15 protein-coding genes and 1 riboswitch are annotated in these 18,129 nt (G+C 63.9%); of the genes, 8 read left to right on the top strand and 7 right to left on the bottom strand.

Features of this window, described 5'->3' with window-relative positions; translation table 11 throughout:
• A complete protein-coding gene (gene purU / locus ACSVHC_RS05870; protein WP_345447866.1) occupies positions 1–900 on the top strand; it encodes a formyltetrahydrofolate deformylase in 900 nt (299 codons plus the stop codon).
• Positions 901–931: 31 nt separating this feature from the next.
• Here purU and ACSVHC_RS05865 read toward each other — a convergent pair whose 3' ends face one another.
• Complete coding sequence (locus tag ACSVHC_RS05865) at positions 932–1,066, bottom strand: hypothetical protein (RefSeq protein WP_439180659.1); 135 nt, start codon at positions 1,064–1,066, stop codon at positions 932–934.
• A 72-nt stretch (positions 1,067–1,138) separates the two neighbouring features.
• Positions 1,139–2,620 carry a PucR family transcriptional regulator gene (locus ACSVHC_RS05860; RefSeq protein WP_437772660.1) on the bottom strand — a complete coding sequence of 494 codons (1,482 nt, stop codon included), beginning with the start codon at positions 2,618–2,620 and terminating at the stop codon, positions 1,139–1,141.
• Between the two features lie 108 nt (positions 2,621–2,728).
• On the opposite strand from ACSVHC_RS05860, the gene ACSVHC_RS05855 reads away from it, so the two are divergent.
• The gene (locus ACSVHC_RS05855; protein WP_437772661.1) at positions 2,729–4,258 is read left to right on the top strand and encodes a purine-cytosine permease family protein; all 1,530 of its coding nucleotides are present in this window, start codon (positions 2,729–2,731) and stop codon (positions 4,256–4,258) included.
• Positions 4,259–4,269: 11 nt separating this feature from the next.
• Positions 4,270–5,232 carry a polysaccharide deacetylase family protein gene (locus ACSVHC_RS05850; protein WP_437772662.1) on the top strand — a complete coding sequence of 321 codons (963 nt, stop codon included), beginning with the start codon at positions 4,270–4,272 and terminating at the stop codon, positions 5,230–5,232.
• Between the two features lie 103 nt (positions 5,233–5,335).
• On the opposite strand, the gene ACSVHC_RS05845 is transcribed toward ACSVHC_RS05850, so the two are convergent.
• Complete coding sequence (locus ACSVHC_RS05845) at positions 5,336–6,178, bottom strand: matrixin family metalloprotease (protein ID WP_439181374.1); 843 nt, start codon at positions 6,176–6,178, stop codon at positions 5,336–5,338.
• A gap of 124 nt (positions 6,179–6,302) precedes the next feature.
• A complete protein-coding gene (locus ACSVHC_RS05840; protein WP_437772663.1) occupies positions 6,303–7,481 on the bottom strand; it encodes a VIT1/CCC1 transporter family protein in 1,179 nt (392 codons plus the stop codon).
• A 265-nt stretch (positions 7,482–7,746) separates the two neighbouring features.
• Between ACSVHC_RS05840 and ACSVHC_RS05835 the strand changes: the two genes are divergently transcribed.
• A complete protein-coding gene (locus ACSVHC_RS05835) occupies positions 7,747–7,935 on the top strand; it encodes a hypothetical protein (protein ID WP_437772664.1) in 189 nt (62 codons plus the stop codon).
• A 40-nt stretch (positions 7,936–7,975) separates the two neighbouring features.
• Here the strand turns inward: ACSVHC_RS05835 and ACSVHC_RS05830 are convergent, their stop codons facing one another.
• Positions 7,976–8,290: a hypothetical protein gene (locus ACSVHC_RS05830; protein ID WP_439180658.1), complete on the bottom strand. Its 315-nt coding sequence runs from the start codon at positions 8,288–8,290 to the stop codon at positions 7,976–7,978.
• 14 nt (positions 8,291–8,304) lie between these two features.
• A riboswitch (SAM riboswitch) is annotated at positions 8,305–8,424 on the bottom strand.
• A 134-nt stretch (positions 8,425–8,558) separates the two neighbouring features.
• Positions 8,559–10,091 carry a sodium:solute symporter family protein gene (locus tag ACSVHC_RS05825; RefSeq protein WP_437772666.1) on the bottom strand — a complete coding sequence of 511 codons (1,533 nt, stop codon included), beginning with the start codon at positions 10,089–10,091 and terminating at the stop codon, positions 8,559–8,561.
• Positions 10,092–10,393: 302 nt separating this feature from the next.
• Here ACSVHC_RS05825 and ACSVHC_RS05820 point away from each other — a divergent pair, with 302 nt between their 5' ends.
• From ACSVHC_RS05820 to ACSVHC_RS05810, 3 genes are all read left to right on the top strand, one after another.
• Positions 10,394–10,969, top strand: a complete 576-nt coding sequence (locus ACSVHC_RS05820; RefSeq protein WP_059388136.1) for a helix-turn-helix domain-containing protein — start codon at positions 10,394–10,396, stop codon at positions 10,967–10,969.
• Positions 10,970–11,239: 270 nt separating this feature from the next.
• Complete coding sequence (locus tag ACSVHC_RS05815; RefSeq protein ID WP_437772667.1) at positions 11,240–12,655, top strand: ammonium transporter; 1,416 nt, start codon at positions 11,240–11,242, stop codon at positions 12,653–12,655.
• Positions 12,652–12,993, top strand: a complete 342-nt coding sequence (locus ACSVHC_RS05810) for a P-II family nitrogen regulator (protein WP_345447857.1) — start codon at positions 12,652–12,654, stop codon at positions 12,991–12,993. Before ACSVHC_RS05815 ends, ACSVHC_RS05810 begins: the two co-directional genes overlap by 4 nt.
• 65 nt (positions 12,994–13,058) lie before the next feature.
• Here ACSVHC_RS05810 and ACSVHC_RS05805 read toward each other — a convergent pair whose 3' ends face one another.
• A complete protein-coding gene (locus ACSVHC_RS05805) occupies positions 13,059–15,047 on the bottom strand; it encodes an APC family permease (protein ID WP_437772668.1) in 1,989 nt (662 codons plus the stop codon).
• A 282-nt stretch (positions 15,048–15,329) separates the two neighbouring features.
• On the opposite strand from ACSVHC_RS05805, the gene ACSVHC_RS05800 reads away from it, so the two are divergent.
• Positions 15,330–17,990, top strand: a complete 2,661-nt coding sequence (locus tag ACSVHC_RS05800) for a sialidase family protein (protein ID WP_439180657.1) — start codon at positions 15,330–15,332, stop codon at positions 17,988–17,990.
• Positions 17,991–18,129: the final 139 nt, after the last annotated feature.

The raw sequence follows: 18,129 nt of genomic DNA, 5'->3' as shown, positions 1-18,129 counted from the left end.
ATGACTGTCACACAGAATGAATCCGTTAGCTCGGCGCTGCCGGCTACCACTGTTGAGCATGTCCTGACGCTCGATTGCCCGGAAACGCGGGGGATCGTGCACGCTGTCTCCGGCTTCCTCCTGGAACACGGCTGCGACATCATCGACAACAAGCAATTCGACTCCCAACTGGATCACCATTTCTTCATGCGGATCCACTTCGCATCGGATGGGGATCAGTCGACCATCGACTCGCTGCGGGAATCCTTCGCTCCCGTTGCTGAAAAATTCGGCATGCGCTGGCAGCTGCAACGCCACGGTGCCAAGCGGCGGGTGTTGATCATGGTCTCGAAGTTCGAGCACTGCCTCAACGACCTGCTGTTCCGGGCGCGCATCGGGGAACTTCCCATCGACATTGTCGGGGTAGTCTCCAACCACCCGGACCACAGGCGCACGGTCGAATGGCACGGCATTCCGTTCTTCCACGTGCCGGTCACCCCGGACACCAAGACGGCGGCAGAGGGTCAACTCCTTGACCTCATCGATCGCCTGGATGTCGAACTCGTGGTCCTTGCCCGCTACATGCAGGTCCTCAGCGACGATCTTGCCCGCAAGCTCGATGGCCGGGCCATCAACATCCACCATTCGTTCCTCCCCAGCTTCAAGGGTGCCAAGCCGTACCACCAGGCGTACGCGCGGGGCGTCAAGACCGTGGGTGCCACCGCGCACTACGTCAACGGCGAATTGGACGAGGGGCCGATCATCGCCCAGCAAGTCGTGGAAGTGGACCACACCTTCGGTCCGGACGACCTGGTCGCGGCCGGGCGAGATACCGAGTGCAAAGCACTCAGCAACGCTGTCCGCTGGCATTGCGAAGGGCGCGTGATCCTGCAAGGCAGCAGGACCGTGGTGCTCAAGTAGTGCTCGAACGGCCCACCCAACGGTGGGCCGTTCAGGCCCTGATTCCTTCCGCGATCTGTTCAGGCACGACGTCGTGAATCACTGTGGTGTTCGAGCCTGCCTGCGTGAGGGTCCGTGAAAACACGAACTTAGGCATCTCGCGCCAGATCCCGGCGAACTCGAACATGGGCGCCGAGATGTCCGGATCCGGCGCGGCCGTGTTCCAGTAAAGCGGAACAGGGCAGCTTGGGCTGGCAACCTAAATCCGGGCGAGGCGGGTTGCCAGGTGAAGGGCGGCCAACCGGCCCGTCCCCCGCGGATCCCCGCCGCACAACTCGAAAATCCTCTGGAGCCGGTGGTGCATCGACTGCCTTTCCAAGTGCAGCTCCCGAGCCGCCTGGGCGGTATTGCACCCGGAATCCAGCCACACCGCCAAGGTCCGCATCAGCTCCGAGCGCCGCTGCTCGTCATGCTCGACGACGGCGCCGAGCTGCCTCCGCACGAATCCCTCGCGGGCGGCCGCGTCGAGGCTTGCCTCCGCCAAGCGCTCGACCGCGAAGTCCTCGGCGTCGACAACGCCATTCCGGGTTTCGGACCCCGGGATGAGTTCAAGCGTCCGGCGTGCTTCTGCCAGCGACCACGGTGCTTCGCCGATTCCCTGGGCCAGCGGACCGACGGCTATGACCGAGCCATCGGGGACATCCAAGGCCCCAAGCGCTTGGATGAGCGCGATGCGCGAAGCCACTGCCGTGGCGTGGGGGAGAGCGGCCAAGGCGATCAGTTCGGCGTTGTCCGCGTAGCTCGCACTTTGCGGAACCGCCTCGTCCAGGATGCCGTCGAGCCGTGTCCGAAGCTGTCCCGCGGCCGGGGAACGAACCACGACGGCGGCGACCGGACCGCTGGCGGGGAACCCTGAGGCCGGCCCCAATTGCTGGAGCCTCCATGACTGGGTGCCCGAACTGATGGCCCGCATAAGCTCGATTCCCGCAAGTTCCTTGAGCCCGGGTGGCATCCGTTGCAGCAACGCCAAGCCGAGGATATCGACGCACCGCTCGCCGGCCACCCGCGCGAGGTTGGCGTCGCCGTCGTCGGGAACTTCCAACTCCAGTCGGGCGGCCAGCACGCCGCGGACGGGCACATCGACTGTGGTGACGGTGAACGACTCGGGCTGGACGGCCGCCGTCGCGCTTCCCAAAGTGATGCCCGACGGCGAGACGAGCCTCGCGCTGGAACCCGTCCGGCCGGCCAGCACGGCGAGGAGCTGATCCAATCCGCCTCCGTGCGCGAGTTCCGCCGACATGGCATGGCTCGTTTCGTCGCCGAACTGCAATTGCGCCACCGATTCGCTGACCAGCAGCGAGTTGATGGCTTGCATGATGCCGACGAAGGGAGCCACTTTGCACAACTCGATGATGGGAAGCCCGGCCTCCTGGCCGGCGTCGAGCATGGACTCCGGTATTGCGGGCAGCTCGGGACCGGTCTCGATGGCCAAGGCAGTGATGCCGCGGGCCGCCAGTTGGCGGACGTAGTCCACCCGGCGCTCATCCGAAGCAGTGGCGAGAGCCTGCCCGCCGCTCAGAAGCAGCTCGCCGCCCCGCAGCAGCGGAGCGATGTCCAGCACTTCGCTCGAATGGACCCAGCGGAGCTGCCGGGACAGTGCCCCGGGCACATCCGTCCGCAGGACTGGTTCAGCGGCTCTCAGGCTCTCGTGTTCGAAGGCGTCGGCAAGGAGTAGGGACATGACACTCCGTAACTAATTTCGGGGAACTATCGTACACATCGTATCTTGTTGCTGTGATCTGGGGCACATACATTGAAGTAGTCCCTTTCCTACACGGAGGATCCCCCAATGCACGAGAACTTATCCACTGCGACGCCTGGGGCTGCAACGGCGCAGACCGACGTCGAACAGAACCTGCAGTCCATTCCCGAATCAGCGCGTACCCGCAGCGTAGCGGGCCAATTCTGGATCTGGGCAGGCGCAAACCTTGCCCCCATCAACTGGGTCCTTGGGGCCCTCGGCGTCCAGCTCGGACTCGGCTTTGCCGATACCGTGACTGTCCTGGTGGTGGGAAACCTGATCGGTATGGCACTCTTTGGCCTGTTTGTCCTCCTGGGGCAACGGACCGGAGCTACCGGCATGGTCCTGGCCCGGGCCGTCTTCGGCCGCCGCGGCAACTACCTTCCGAGCGCCATCCAGGCACTGCTCGGAATCGGTTGGTGCGCCGTCAACACCTGGATCATCCTGGACCTGGTGATGGCACTCCTTGGCAAGCTCGGCATGGTCGATCCGGAGCAGCCCAACGTGGGCCCCAAGATCGTGGTGGCTTTCCTGATCATGTCCGCCCAGGTCACGATCGCCTGGTTCGGCTACAAGGCCATCGCGGCTTTTGAAAAGTGGACCGTCCCGCCCACCATCGTGGTGCTGATCGCCATGTCGGCCGTGGCCTGGTTCGGCATGAATATCGACTGGGGCTACGCGGGCCCTCCCGGTGCTGTCCTTGAAGGCGGCGCGCGGATCGCGGCCATGACCACCGTGATGACGGTCATCGGCATCGGCTGGGGGATCACGTGGTTCACTTACGCAGCGGACTATTCACGTTTCGTCAGCAAGTCCGTCCCCAAGCACAAGGTCTACCTGGCCTCGGTATTCGGCCAGTTCCTCCCGGTAGTGTGGCTCGGCATCCTCGGCGCCAGCCTGGCAACGAAGAGCGGCACGGCCGATCCCGGCCACCTCATCGTCGACAACTTCGGCGTCCTGGCCATCCCGGTCCTGTTCCTGGTGCTGCACGGTCCCATCGCGACGAACATCCTGAATATCTATACCTTTTCGGTGGCCGCCCAGGCATTGGACATCAAGGCCAAGCGTCGTTCCTTGAACCTCTTTGTCGGGCTCCTGGCCCTGGTCGGCGTCGTGTTCTTCATCCTGCAGGAGGATTTCGCGTCAACATTGAGCACGTGGCTCGGCGGCCTCGTGGCGTGGGTAGCCGCGTGGGGAGGCATCATGCTGGTGCACTACTTCTGGGTGGACAAGCGTAGCCCTGTCGCAGTCGATCGACTCTTCGACCCCGTGGGCACACGTCGGCTCCCGGCAGTCAACTGGGCCGGGATCACCGCGCTTTTGGTAGGAATCTTCGCCACGTGGCTGTTCATGTACGGCGTCCTGCCGATCATGCAGGGCCCCATCGCCACGGCCATGGGCGGGATCGACTTGTCCTGGCTGGCAGGCGGGCTCGTTGCCGCGGCGGTTTACGGCGCACTGGGCCCACGGGTTCATGCCCGATACCTTCCGCTGCCGTCCTCAGCCGCAGTTTCCTCCGCGGCCGCGACGTCGCAGCCGCTTGCGGAAGACGCCGTCGCCAATCTGGTCAACGACTGAAAGGACACCCGATGACCACCAACGCTTTCCCCGACGAGGCCCACGCGATCACGTGGCCCGAAAACTTCAAGGCGGCGGCGTCGTTCACGTTCGACGTCGACGCCGAATCGTGCACCATTGCGCACGATCCCACAAGCACCAGGCGCATGTCGCTCATGAGCCACCAGTCCTACGGCCCGAGGGTCGCTGTTCCGCGGCTCCTGAAGATCCTCGAGCGACAAGAGATCCAGGGAACCTTCTTCATCCCGGGGTTCACGGCGGAAAGCTACCCCGATGTGGTGCGGCGGATCGTCGACGGCGGCCATGAAGTGGCCCACCACGGCTACTTGCACGAACCGATGCAGGGAATCGATGCCGCCACCGAGGCCAACTACCTGGACCGCGGGCTCGAAGCCCTCGCGAAGGTAGCCGGGGTCAGGCCGGTCGGCTACAGGGCACCGTGGTGGGAGCTGAACTGGCACTCGCCGGCACTGCTAGCGGACCGTGGCTTCCTCTACGATTCAAGCCTGCTCGACGGCGATGCCCCCTACCGCATGGCGGTTGCCCCGGGTAATTCAGGGGATAGCGATTCACGGGACATTGTGGAGATCCCGGTCGATTGGGCCCTGGACGATTGGGAACAATACGCGTTCTACCCGGGAGTAACAGGAAGCGGCGTCATCGAGAGCCCGGCCAAGGTCTTGGAGATGTGGACCCTCGAAGCCGAAGCCCACCACGCCCAAGGCAGTTGCTTCGTCTTGACCAACCACCCGTTCATCTCCGGCCGTCCATCCAAGGCCGTTGCCTTGGAGCGGCTGATCGAACGAGTGAAGGCCATGGACGGGATGTGGGTGACCACCTTGGAGCGGATCGCCGAACACACCAAGGCCACGGTCAACGAGATCCACAGCCACGGCCGGATCGAGATCCCCTCCTACCCAGGCGCAGGAGCCAGCTTCAAGCCTGCCCGCGTCTTACAGCCCGCCCCCAACTAGGCCTATCCCCACCCAACTAGCTCGCAGTTGTTGTCGTTATCACGGCTCAAAACGACATCTAATGCGAGCTAGTTGGGCTGGGCGGAGCTGCAGGTGAACCGGGCTACAGGTCGGTGCGGCACGGGGCCGTGTGGAGTTTGTAGAGTCCGTTCAGGTCTCCGGCTGCCAAGCCATCCGGGGCACCGATCTCCGGGTACATGAGCTGGATGGGATCCTCAACGTGGTCAAGGCCCACCACGTGGCCAAGTTCGTGTTGAATCACGGCGGAGACATAATGGGCACCCCCGGGGACACCCAGCAGTTCCGTGATTTGCGGGGCGTCGAGGTCCAGGCTTCCGGAGACGTAGCTCTTGGGTCCGGTGCCGAAGCTGTACATGGTGCTGCCTCCGGTTCCGATGACGGTTCCTGCCAACCCCGGAGCCGCCTCGGGCGTGGTCCAGGAAATCAACAGCGGTGCCCAACGATCTCCATAGAGCGCGGGCTGGTAGGGCTTGCGCTTCTCGGAGGGGTTTTCCGTGCTGGGGCCGTCGTCAACGAATTTGAGGCCGGTGGCGGCGGCGATCTTGGCGATGGCGTCGGCGATGAGCCCCTCGGATCCGGCCGGGGCGAGGGCTGCGTTGACCACGTAGTGCAATGGCCGGCACGGAGAGTAGCCAACTGGGGTGCCGTCGGCGTTGGTGGCCAGGAACTTGTAGGAGCTGCTGGCTACCGCAGGCTTCGCGGGGGAGCCGAGCGGCTGCCCGGCTTCCTCCAGTCCAGGTGGTGGGGTATCCGGCGCACGGGCCGCTTTTTGTGGTGCCTGCCCGGGAGCCCCGTCCTGCCCGGGGCTGCTTGCCGTGGCATGGGCAGAAGGGGTCCGGTTTGGAAGCAAGCCGGTGATCCCGGGGCCGCCGCGGAGGAATCCACTGACCAGGACGGCTACGGCAGCGACGACTGCCACCACCATCAAGTTTCGGAACAGCGCCAGAACGGTACTGGGGCGCTTGGGCGGCGGACCGCCGTCGTAACCGTAGTTTGAATGCAAGTCTTCCCCCAAGTCCCTGCACCGGCGCCCCGTCGGGCCGGCGCTACTAACCGATGACTGCGCCGAAGACGAGTCCCAGCCCATACGTTGCCGCGGCCGCACCGAGCCCGATGGCGAGCTGCCGGAGGCCGCGGGTCAGCGGCGAGGTTCCGGACAACAAGCCGACGACGGCGCCGGTCGACAGAAGCGCGATGCCCACCAGCGTACCGGCCACAGCAAGCGCCGCGAAGCCCGTCATGCCGAAGATGAACGGCAGGATGGGCACGATGGCGCCCGAAGCGAAGAAGCAGAAGCTCGAGATCGCGGCACCCCAGGCGGAGCCTACGGCCTCGTGCTCGTTGACGGTTTCTTCCACTTCGGGTTGGAGCGAGAGGCTGGGATCGCAATCGCAGCTGTAGAGGCCCATGCGTTCGGCGGCCCGGTGTTCGGCGGCTTCTCGGGACATGCCCCGGGCCAGATACACCAAGACCAGCTCATTGTGCTCGATGTCCAGCGCAGGGGCTGCGGTGAGCGTGGCCTGGGTGGGGCGGGTGGCCTTGAGGAGCTCGAGTTGCGAGCGCACCGAGACATACTCGCCGGCACCCATGGACAAGGCGCCCGCCAGCAGGCCTGCGATGCCGCTGAACAGGACCACGGTGGCGGGAACGCCGGTGGCCGCCATGCCCATTACGAGTGAAAGGTTGCTGACAAGGCCGTCGTTGGCGCCGAATACGGCCGCGCGGAACGTGCCGGACAACCTGTTGCGGCCGCGCGTCGCCAGGCCGCGGACTACTTCTTCGTGGATCTGTTCGTCGGCCGCCATGGCGCGGGTCGCTGCCGGATCCTTCGCGTAAGGCGAGCGGCCTTCAGCCCGTTGGGCGAGGGCCAGCACGAACACCGATCCGAAGTTCCGGGCCAGGAAGCCGAGCATTTGGCTTCGGACCGAGGCCGCCTTCGGCATACCGGCATGTTCGCCGAGGAGCTTGAGCCAGTGTGCCTCATGGCGGCCTTCAGCCTCTGCGAGGGCCAAAAGGATTTCGCGTTCCTCGCCGTCGCGGCGCTGCGCCAGTTGGCGGTAAACGGCGGCCTCGGCTCGCTCATCCGCCAAGTACTGCCGCCAGCGCTTGATGTCCGACGACGACGGGGGAGCCTTGGGGGCTGCTACGTCCTGCGATGGACTGCTTGAGTCCTGCGGATTATCTGGATGCGAGTTGTCTGGATGCGAGGGTTTTGTGTGCGGTTGCACCGGGACTCCTGGGTTGCTGGGGCGGGCTTCATCGCCTCATTGCGGCTCCACTCTATCGCCAATTTCCGCGGTTTTTCGGCCGGTAATCCTCACTGGAGAATTTAGGTCCCCCTCAAAAACGGGAGGCTCCCGGGAAGCCTTGACCACGGCAGGGGGCAGTGCTGGGATGGATGGACAGGGTCCACGAATTGGCGGGGTAGCGCTGGACGGCTGCCTCCTATGCCTGTGCGATGGGCTCAGCGGCACGTCGAACGGAGGTTGCACCATGGACAGCACCGAGACCCACGCCCGCCACCCCGACCGTCCCACGGTCGAGGCCGATCCCGCCTATGACTACAACGAGGACCTGGCGGTGGACGAGGACTGGGACGACCAATCCGAGGTTCTTGACGACGACGAGCGGCCGGTTGCCCTCGATGCCGACGAACACCGTGAGGCTGAAGAGATCGAGTAGCCCCGGGCTCCGCTGAACCCGAGGTGCTAAACCCGGGCGGCTAAAACGCGCTCAGGATGAAGTGCCTCTGCACGCCTGCCCGGTGCCCGGTTGCCGCCACCGTAAGGGTGAGTTTCCGTGTCGCCGGGAACCAGCGGGCGGGCTGGACCGCCTTTGAGAGCGCTTCGGTGATGAGCCGCGGCTCATGATGCCAATAGCGTTCCAAGTTCCCGTCCACCACGAACGTGATGGAGCCTTGGGACAGGTCGACGCCGGGAATCACCCGGACGAACTCGTCCACCCGCCGGGGGCGGGGCAACAACAGGGTGCCGGACTGGGTGGTGCGGTCGGCGGTGGCGCCGATTTCGAAAGGCATGGCCTTCTCCTGTGGAGTTGCTCTTGCCCGTTCGGTTGTCTCTGGTCCGAGCCGGGCCGCTTCTTCATCCGAACCACCCGCGAACATGGGGTTGGCGTGTGGCAAGTCGGAGCTTGGCACCACATCTCTTGAAGCTCTTCCTACTGTACATGGAACGGTACAATCGCGGCCCGGTATTAAGGCTCGGTAGAAATGGTTCCAAAAGGCAGCGGCGCCGCACCCTCGAGGAGAAGGTGCGGCGCCGCCGTCGTACTTGATTCTGTGAAGCTTAGTGGCTGGCCACCGGGTGGGCTTCCAAGGGGAGCTCCTCCACGGCTGCTCCGGCAACGCGGCGGTCCCAAGCTTCGCGGACCGCGGGTTCGGTTGGCGGGGTCAGCAGGGAGACCACAACGTAGACCACGAGCGAGGCGCCGAGGCCCCAGTAGATGGGATCGTTGGCGTAGACGCCGTCTTCGCTGGGGATGATTCCCGTGGCGTAGGCGATCAGCAGGCCCAGCGTCAGTACGGACCCGACCGCCATGGACCAGGCCGCGGCAATACCGGTGCCGCGCTTCCAGACCAGCCCGCCCAGGATGGCAACCAGGAGTCCACCCACGAGGATGTCGTAGGCGATGGTCAGGGCTACCACGACGTCTTGCGCCGCCATCGAGATCAGCACGGCAACGATGCCCAGGCCAAGGACCCAGTACCGGTTGGCCTTGACGTCGTGCTCGGGGTTTTCGGTGTCGTCGGTGTTGATTGTCTTGCCGAACCAGCTGGCCACGAACGGGACTACGTCGGCGCGGGCAACGGTGGCTGCGGCGATGAGGGCCCCGGAAGCGGTGGACATCATGGCCGCGACTGCCGCGGCCATGACGAGGCCGCCGATGCCGATCGGCAGGATGTGGGTGGCTACCTCGGCGTAGACAACGTCTTTGCCGAGGGCCTTGACGTCGATATTGGGCAGGGCCACGCGGGCGGCAAGGCCGATCAAAGCTCCGGCGACGCCGTACAGGACGCAGTAGATGCCGGCAGTGGCGCCGCCCCAACGGGCCACCTTGGGGGTCTTGGCGGTGAAGACGCGCTGCCAGATGTCCTGGCCGATCAGGAGGCCCAGGGTGTAGACCACGAAGTACGTGATGATGGTCTGCGCTCCGATGCCGTCCAACTGGAAGAAGCTGGCGTCAACGCGGGCACGGATGCCGTCGAAGCCGCCGGCGGCGTTGAGGACGAACGGGAGCATGAGGAAGAAGATGCCTACCGTCTTGATGATGAACTGCACCTGGTCGGCGAGGGTGATGGACCACATGCCGCCGATGGTGGAGTAGACGAGGACGATTGCGCCGCCGACGGCGATGGCAAGCCAGCGCTCCCAGCCGAAGAGGACAACGAAGATGGTGGCGTAGGCACCAGTGGACGTGGCGCACAGCATGAGTGTGTAGGCCAGCATGACGATGCCGGAGGTCTGCGTGGCTCGCTGGCCGTAGCGCAGGCTCAGCATCTGGGAGACCGTGTAGATCTTCAGTCGCTGGATGGTGCCGGCGAAAAGCAGGCTCAGGAGGAGCACGCCCGAACCGATCGCGACCACCAGCCACATGCCGGAGACACCGAACTTGTAGCCGAGACCGACGCCGCCAACCGTCGATGCGCCGCCGAGGACGACGGCGGCCATGGTGCCGGTGTAGAGCATCGGACCGAGGCGGCGTCCTGCCACCAGGAAGTCGCTGTTGTTCTTGGTGCGCGACTTGCCCCACCAGCCGAAGGCCAGCATGGCAAGCAAATACACCACCACGATCGCAATATTGATGAACGAAGAGTCCACGGTTGGCTCCTGAAAGTGATGCGCAGAGCTCTGGGGGATTCCGACGCCGGTCCGCTGGGTTCGCGCGGGGTTGCGGAAGGTCTCTGCGCTGGTGATTGGGGAGAGTAGTCTGTGATGTATGCCTCACAAACAACACTTGTTGCCTATGAGGATACGTAGTGATGCGAGTAACAGTCAAGACGCTGTCTTGCACAGCGGACTCATCGGCGGCCCTCCGGCTAGCCAAAGGCCCTGCCACGCGGGCGATCCGGCTACTATTGCTGCAATGACAGGGCCGCATAAACGGCCTGAAAGGTTCGTGAATGAAGGCTCTCCCCGTTGAACCGAGCAATGTCCCCGTTGCCATCGGTTCCAGAATCCGCGCCGCCCGCCAATCGCAGCGGCTCACCATCGAGCAGGTTGCCGACGCCACTGGCCTCACCAAAGGGTTCCTGAGCCGTGTGGAGCGTGACCTGACATCGCCGTCGGTCGCTTCCCTTGTGACGCTTTGCCAAGTTCTCTCAGTGTCCATCGGAGACCTTTTCGCCGCACCGGAGACACACCTGACCCGGCGCGACGACGGGCCGAGGATTTCGCTCGGTGGCCAGGGAATCGTGGAGCGGCTCCTGACTGCCCGATCGGAACGGAGGTTGCAGATCCTGCAGGCCTCCATCGAGCCACGCGGCCGCGGAGAAGCCGAGCTTTACGCCGTCGATTGTGACGTCGATGTCCTGCACGTCGTCAAGGGCCGGATCAAATTGATCCTCACCAACGAGGAGTACGAGCTCGAAGAAGGAGACACGCTGTCCTTCCCGGGCCGCGAGCCGCACACCTGGGTCAATCCGACGGACGAGCCCGTCGAGGTTCTCTGGATCCTGGTGCCGGCAGCCAGCCGCTGACGCTGGCGCCTTGGCCACCCGGCGTACGAGGCCGACACGCGGCGTGTAACACGCCTGAAACATGACTGACTTCCGGATTTAACCCTGGGGCCTTTGGTGTTACGTGCCTGAAATGAGCCGTGCCGAAGGCTGAAACAGGCCGACTGTACGTTCGAGTCAACGCAACTTGTCAAGGTCGGTAACCCGTGAGGTACCAGGACCTGTTCGTTTTAAAAATGGTCTCGCCGTGCGGGCGCCATGGAGCGCCGTATATGCAGGAAGGCTCCCGAAATGAACCCAGTATTCTTCAGCGTAGGGCTGGATGTGAACCCCCAGACCCTCGATCCCGGCGCAACAGCCTGGATGCTTGCAGCTTCCGCCCTCGTTCTACTCATGACGCCAGGTTTGGCGTTCTTCTACGGCGGCCTGGTCAGGATGAAGTCCGTCCTCAACATCATGATGATGAGCTTCGGTGCCATCGGCGTGGTCGCGGTGGTCTGGGCCCTGTGGGGCTACGGACTCGCGTTCGGCCCGGATACCCTGGGCGGCTTCATCGGAGATCCCTTCGCGAACTTCGGACTCAGCGGACTGGCCAGCGTCATTGGCGGGAAAGCCCCAGGGCTGCCGGACATGGTCTTCATAGGATTCCAAGCCACGTTCGCCATCATCACTGTCGCGCTGATCAGCGGCGCTGTGGCTGAACGTGTCAGGTTTGGCCCATGGCTGCTGTTTGCCGGCCTTTGGGTGACTATCGTCTACGCTCCCATCGCCCACTGGGTCTGGGGCGGCGGGCTCTTCGGTTCCACCGGGATCATCGGCAGCAAGATCTCAGCCCTCGACTTTGCCGGTGGCACCGTCGTCCACATGAATGCGGGCATGGCCGGGCTGATGCTGGCAGTCGTGCTCGGCAAACGGCTCGGATTCATGAAAGATCCCAACATCCGGCCGCACAACCTCCCCTTCGTGATGCTCGGGGCAGGCCTGCTGTGGTTCGGCTGGTTCGGCTTCAACGCCGGTTCGGAACTGGCCGCTGATGGAATCGCAGCGCTCGCCTGGACAAATACCCTCCTGGCCACAAGCGCAGCGCTCCTTGGCTGGCTGCTTGTCGAAAGGCTCCGCGACGGCCACGCGACGTCCCTCGGCGCCGCATCCGGCGCCGTCGCGGGCTTGGTGGCAGTCACCCCGGCCTGTGGATTCGTGGATCCGATTGGCGCGATCGTCATCGGCGTCATCGCCGGTGCCATCTGCGCGCTGGCCATCGGACTGAAGTTCAAGATCGGCCTGGACGATTCCTTGGACGTTGTTGCCGTCCACTTTGTCGGCGGCCTGTGGGGGACCCTGTCCCTCGGATTCTTCGCCGTACCCTCGGCAAAGACTGAGGGCGGTCTTTTCTACGGCGGCGGCCTGACCCAGTTCTGGCCCCAAATATTGACGGCGCTGGTGGTCACCGCGTGGACGGCGATCATGACGACGCTCATCGGGCTGGCCATCCACAAGACTGTGGGCATGCGCGTCAAGGAGCACGAAGAGCTGGCGGGCATCGACATCACGGAGCACGCGGAAACAGCCTACGAGTTGGCCATGGTCGGCGGATCCTTCAATCCCGGAGAACCACAGAACGGCAAAACTCCGTCGGGTTCCAGCGGTGAACCAGAAGCTAGCTCTAACGGGAAAACAGATCGGATGCGCAGCAAGGCGTCGACGTGAAACTGGTTACGGCCATCGTGAGGCCGGAGCGGATCGACGAGGTCCGGGAAGCCCTGGAACGCTTTGGAGTCAACGGGATGACCGTGAGCCAAGCGAACGGATATGGCCAACAACGGGGCTACATCGAGGTGTACCGGGGCGCGGAATACAACTCCGATCTCCTTCCCAAAATCCGGGTGGAGGTCCTGGCGACGGACGAGCTGGTGGACGGAATAGTGGACGCCATCATCTCCGGCGCCAGTACCGGCCAATTCGGGGACGGCAAGATCTGGACCATCGAGGTCTCCCAGGCGGTGCGAGTCCGGACAGGGGAGCGCGGCGCGTCTGCGATCAGCTAGGGCGATCGCCTGGAAAACACTGTGTGGGTGCCGCTCCATGAGGAGCGGCACCCACACTGCCATGTTCAGCCCACGTGCACCCAGGGCCTGCGCGTGATGTCTGGTTCGGCTTCGCGCAGCACTTCGCGGGTTACCGGGGCGATCTCGCCTTCGCCGAAGAAAAGGAACTTGCTCAGGTTGGCGATGGGGTTGCCTTCGGTCCAGCGGAAATAGATATGCGGCATGAGTCCCGTGACGTCCCGGATGTGGAGGAGCACCGCCGCGAGTGTGTTGGGCACGTTGTTGCTGTGGATCTCCAGGATCTTGAAGCCGTGCCGGACCTTGCCTTCCACGAGGAGTTCCTGCTCGAAGTCGGAGCTGTCATCCACGATGATCTCGATGAAGATCGCGTGGCTGTCTACCGGCAAGTGGTTGGCTTGCTGGGCGTGCTGCAGCTTCAATTCGTACCGGTCGGCGCTGAGCCGCTTGGGTTCGTGCGCGATGATCCGGATAGGGCCTTCCTCGTTGGAGGCCGTGAACTCAAGTGCCATCTGGTCCATCTTGATGTGCGTAGCCCGCAGCTCAAAGGACCGGCGTATGCGCGACGCGAAGCTCACCAGGACAATGCCAAGGATGAACAGGGCCGCTATCCTGATGCCGTCCGGGCGTTCCACCACATTGGCCACGGTGGTGTAGGCGAAGACGACCGCCACCGCACCGAAAGCGATGGACTTGGCCTTCTGCTTCTTCCGGCGGGCGGACAGGGTGACTGCGATCGAGGCCGAGGTCATGAGGACCAGGACGCCGGTGGCGTAGGCGCCGCCTTGGGCCTCCACGTTTGCTTCGAAGACCAACGTGATGATGAATCCAACTGCGGTGAAGACCAGGACCAGCGGGCGGACGGCTTTGGTCCATGCGGGGGCCATGCCGAAGCGCGGCAAATAGCGCGGCACGAGGTTCAGCAGGCCGGCCATGGCAGAGGCGCCCGCAAACCACAGGATGGCAATGGTGCTGATGTCATAGACCGTGCCGAAGCCGTCGCCCAGGAACTGGTGCGCAAGGAATGCGAGGGCTCGCCCGTCTGCCTTCCCTCCCGGCTGGAATTCGGCGGCCGGAATCAGGAACGTGGTGATGAAACTCGAGGCCACCAGGAAGGCACTCATGATGAGTGCCGCCGTCGTGAGCAGTTTGTGGGTGCCGCGGATGCGGCCCGCCGGATTTTCCTCCGTGTCGCTCGGGCTGCCCTTGATCTGTGGCATGACCGCGACGCCGGTCTCGAACCCTGAGAGGCCCAAGGCAAGTTTGGGGAAGACCAGGAGCGCGATGCCCACCATGATCAACGGGTTTCCGTGCTGCTGGTTCAGCGCTGCCCACCAATCGGTCACCACATGCGCCTCGGTCACCACGTGCGCCAAGCCGACCGCGACGACGACGGCGTTCAGCACTAGATAAACGCCCACCAGCACGACGGCGACGTTGATGGCCTCCTTGAATCCCCTGAGGAACACCACGCCAAGTCCGGCGATGAGCGCCAGGGTGATGGTGATTTCCTGGCCGTGGAGCCATTCCGGGGCGAAGGGGTTTTCGATGGCGTGGGCGCTGGCATCGGCGGCGGAGAGGGTCATGGTGATCATGAAGTCCGTGGCGGCGAATCCCAGCAAGGCGAGCACGAAGAGTTTGCCGCCCCAGCGGGGGAGGAGCCGCTCGAGCATCGCGATGGAGCCTTCGCCGCGTGCGCTTTCGGCGGCGACCCGGCGGTAGACCGGCAGCGCGCCGAGCAAGGTGACGGCGACCAGGACGATCGTGGCGAGCGGCGAGACGATACCGGCCGCGAGCGCCGCAATGGCGGGCTGGTAGCCGAGGGTGGAGAAGTAGTCGACGCCGGTGAGGCACATGACTTTCCACCAAGCCTGCGGCGTGTGGTCCTGGTCCGGTTTGCCGTGCGGACCTTGGCGCTTTCCGGACGTCTCTGGCATTCCGTCGAGCAGCCATCGCTTGAATTGCCCCTGTTTGATGTCGCCCGCGGGTTTGGGCCTGTCAGAGGGTTCGGCAGGTGGCCTGGTCAGCGTTGTCACATGGGTCCTTTCGCGCAGCTTGGAAGCTGCTCCAGATGGAGCGTACGGGTGGGCCGGAGATCGGATGCCCTTCTTTATGGAATCTTTACGCCGCATGTGAGGCGGGTCACTTCCAGGAAAGACGCATTCAAGCATTTGGTATGTGAGCGGCATCACGTAGCATATAGAACGTCCTATGTTGGATGTGACCAAAATACGAAAGGGCTACGCATGAATAACCCGCTACTCAGTGACAGGGTCAGGAGGCGGTCGGGATGGAGCCGGGGCAGACTTGCCGTCTCCATGGCAGCTGCCGCAGTTCTCGTGACGTCAACCGTCTTGCCCGCCTATGCCGCGTTGGATCCGTTCCCGAGTCCCAACGTTCCCTCCAGCCCTCCGGGAAACTACGCCGAGCAGGTCCTCGCTTCCAACGGTGACAACGCCATCGATCCCGTCCTGGGCAAGTACTACCGAATCGTCGCGCTCGCGGATTTGGGCGACGGAGTCCTCCTGGCTTCCTACGACGGCCGTCCCGATGGGGGCGATTCTCCTTCTGCCAACTCCATCGTCCAGCGGCGCAGCACCGACGGCGGAAAGACGTGGGGCAGTCCCACCTTCATCGCCCGGGGACAGATGGGTTCGGCGGGCGTGCAGAAATACGGTTTCAGCGACCCCAGCTACGTCGTGGATAAGGTCAGCGGGACGGTATTCAACTTCCACGTCTACTCCAAGAACCAGGGATTCGCGGGCAGCGTGCTCGGCAATGACGATTCCGACCTCAATGTGATCAGCTCGCAAGTGTCCGTCTCCACCGACCGCGGACTCACGTGGTCCACGGATCCGTCCAATCAGCCCACCCTGCCTGTTCCGTCCAGCTACCCGGCGGGTTCGGCCTACGCCGGGTTCGCGGGTCCGCTGGTCACCAGTACGGTCAAGCCAAACGGCAGCACCGTCAACGGGGTCGCCAATGTCGGCGGCGTGGTCAGCATGTTCGCCTCCTCGGGTGAGGGCATTCAGCTCAAGTACGGAGTTCATGCGGGCAGGCTCATCCAACAATTTGCCGGAACCATCGTCCAGCCCGATGGGAGCCGCCAGATCCAGGCCTACAGTGTCTACTCCGATGACCACGGCAAGTCGTGGAACATGGGTACGCCCACCGGAACAGGCATGGATGAGAACAAGACGGTGGAACTCTCCGATGGCCGCGTCATGTTGAACTCGCGGGACAGCAGCGGCGCCAACCCGCATTTCCGCAAGGTGGCATATTCCTCCGACGGCGGTGTCACGTACAGCACACCGGTTGCCGAGACGCAGCTCCCGGATCCGCGCAACAACGGCTCGATCACCCGGATGTATCCGGAGGCGGCTGCGGGATCGGCGGATGCCAGGAAGCTGCTCTTCTCCAACTCGCCCACACCCACCGCCGGCGGCGCACGCGTGGACGGCACGGTCCGCTACTCCGCCGACGACGGCAAGACGTGGGGTTCCTCGCGCGTCTTCAAGCCCGGAAGCATGTCCTACTCCACGTTGAGCGCCCTGTCGGACGGTACTTTCGGCGTCCTGTACGAAGGCGATAGCAATACCATCACCTTCGGGAAATTCGACGCTGCCTGGCTGAGCCCGGTTGCCGCCGTCGTCGTCCCCGGTGCTGCCACCGTCACGAACGGTGGCAGCACGCAACTCAGCGTGACCGTCACCAACAAGGACGGTTCGCCGCTTCCCGCTTCGACCGTCAGCCTCGACGCCTTGCAGGATTGGACGTCGACGACGGCGCAGCTCGCCTCCCTCGATCCGGGCGCCTCGGCGACTGTCGAGCTGACTGTCACGGCGCCGTCGTACGCCAAGGCGGGTTCGGTACCCCTGACCGCAAGGTTGAACGTCGGTGCGGCATCGATTACCGCACCCGTGTCGGTGACGGTGACGGGCGGTTCAGCGAGCAGCGTCGTGGGAGCCTACATTTTCGGCACCCGCAATGATGCCGGAAGGGACCTGGCAACCAAGCCGTACGCCGCGGGCAGCGCGGTGCCCTACAAGTTCCGGGTGTACAGCACGGGCAATGTCACGGAATCCGTTGTCCCGCAGTCGGGCAACTTCCAGCCGTTCCTCCCGCCGGGTTCGGGCAACTGCCGGTTCAGCTCCCTTGGCGTGTGGGGCAATTACCTTTGCGGCACCCCGCAGCACACCGTGACTTCGGACGAAGTGGCGCAAGGATTCTTCGTCCCCCGCGCCGTCTGGCAGGTAACAGGCACTGGGGCTGCCACCCAGAACTACACGGTGACGGGTGACGAAGTGGACCTGCTGGTCCGCAATCCCCAGTTGAGCGGATCGGTGGTGCCCACGTTCAACGATGTGGACGGGGACGGGTTTGCCGGTCCGGGCGATACAGTGACCTTTGCCTACAGCGTGACCAACAGCGGCAATGTGGCGTTGACGGGCCTTTCGGCTGCGGCCATTGGATTGTCCAAACCAACCCTTGCCGTGGGTGAGTCGGTCAACCTCACCTCCACCTACACCGTGACCGACGCCGACATCGCGGCCAAGCAACTCCCGGCAATCACCATCCCGGTCAGTGCCAGCAATGGTGCCAAGGTTGCGTCCCTTCAATTGGCGGGGCAAACGGTCGCGCTGAAGGTCAAGCCGGCAATGCCCGGCACGCAGCCTGCCCTGGCTGCCCAGGATCTCATCGGCACGAATGCGCCGCTGGACTTGGGGCTCGGGGCGGAAAAGTACCGCACTGGACAAACCGTGACGGTCCACAACGTCGAGTATGGCAAGTGGTACTACGTCTACCTGAACAAGCGTGGATACCGTCTGGGCTGGTTCTTCCCCACGCAGCAGAACACCCTTTCCTTCGCGTTGCCCAACGATGTCAAAAACGGAATGGACAGCCTCGTTGTGCTGGACTCGGAAGGCCATCAAGTGTCATTCGGAGACTTCCAAGTGACGCCCTTCGGGAGCAAGTAACCCGCGAGGGAGCATGGAGTGACAAGCTGGGCCGGGCTCTGGGGGGAGCCCGGCCCGGTCTTGTCGTGGGGAGTTTGGTGGTTTTTGTTATCGTAAACAAGTGATGCATATAAGGCAACTTTGAGTGTATGATTGGTGT

It is taken from the genome of Arthrobacter sp. KNU-44, from assembly GCF_051843155.1.
GTDB lineage: Bacteria > Actinomycetota > Actinomycetes > Actinomycetales > Micrococcaceae > Arthrobacter.
This window is presented reverse-complemented; position numbering and strand designations above follow the sequence as displayed.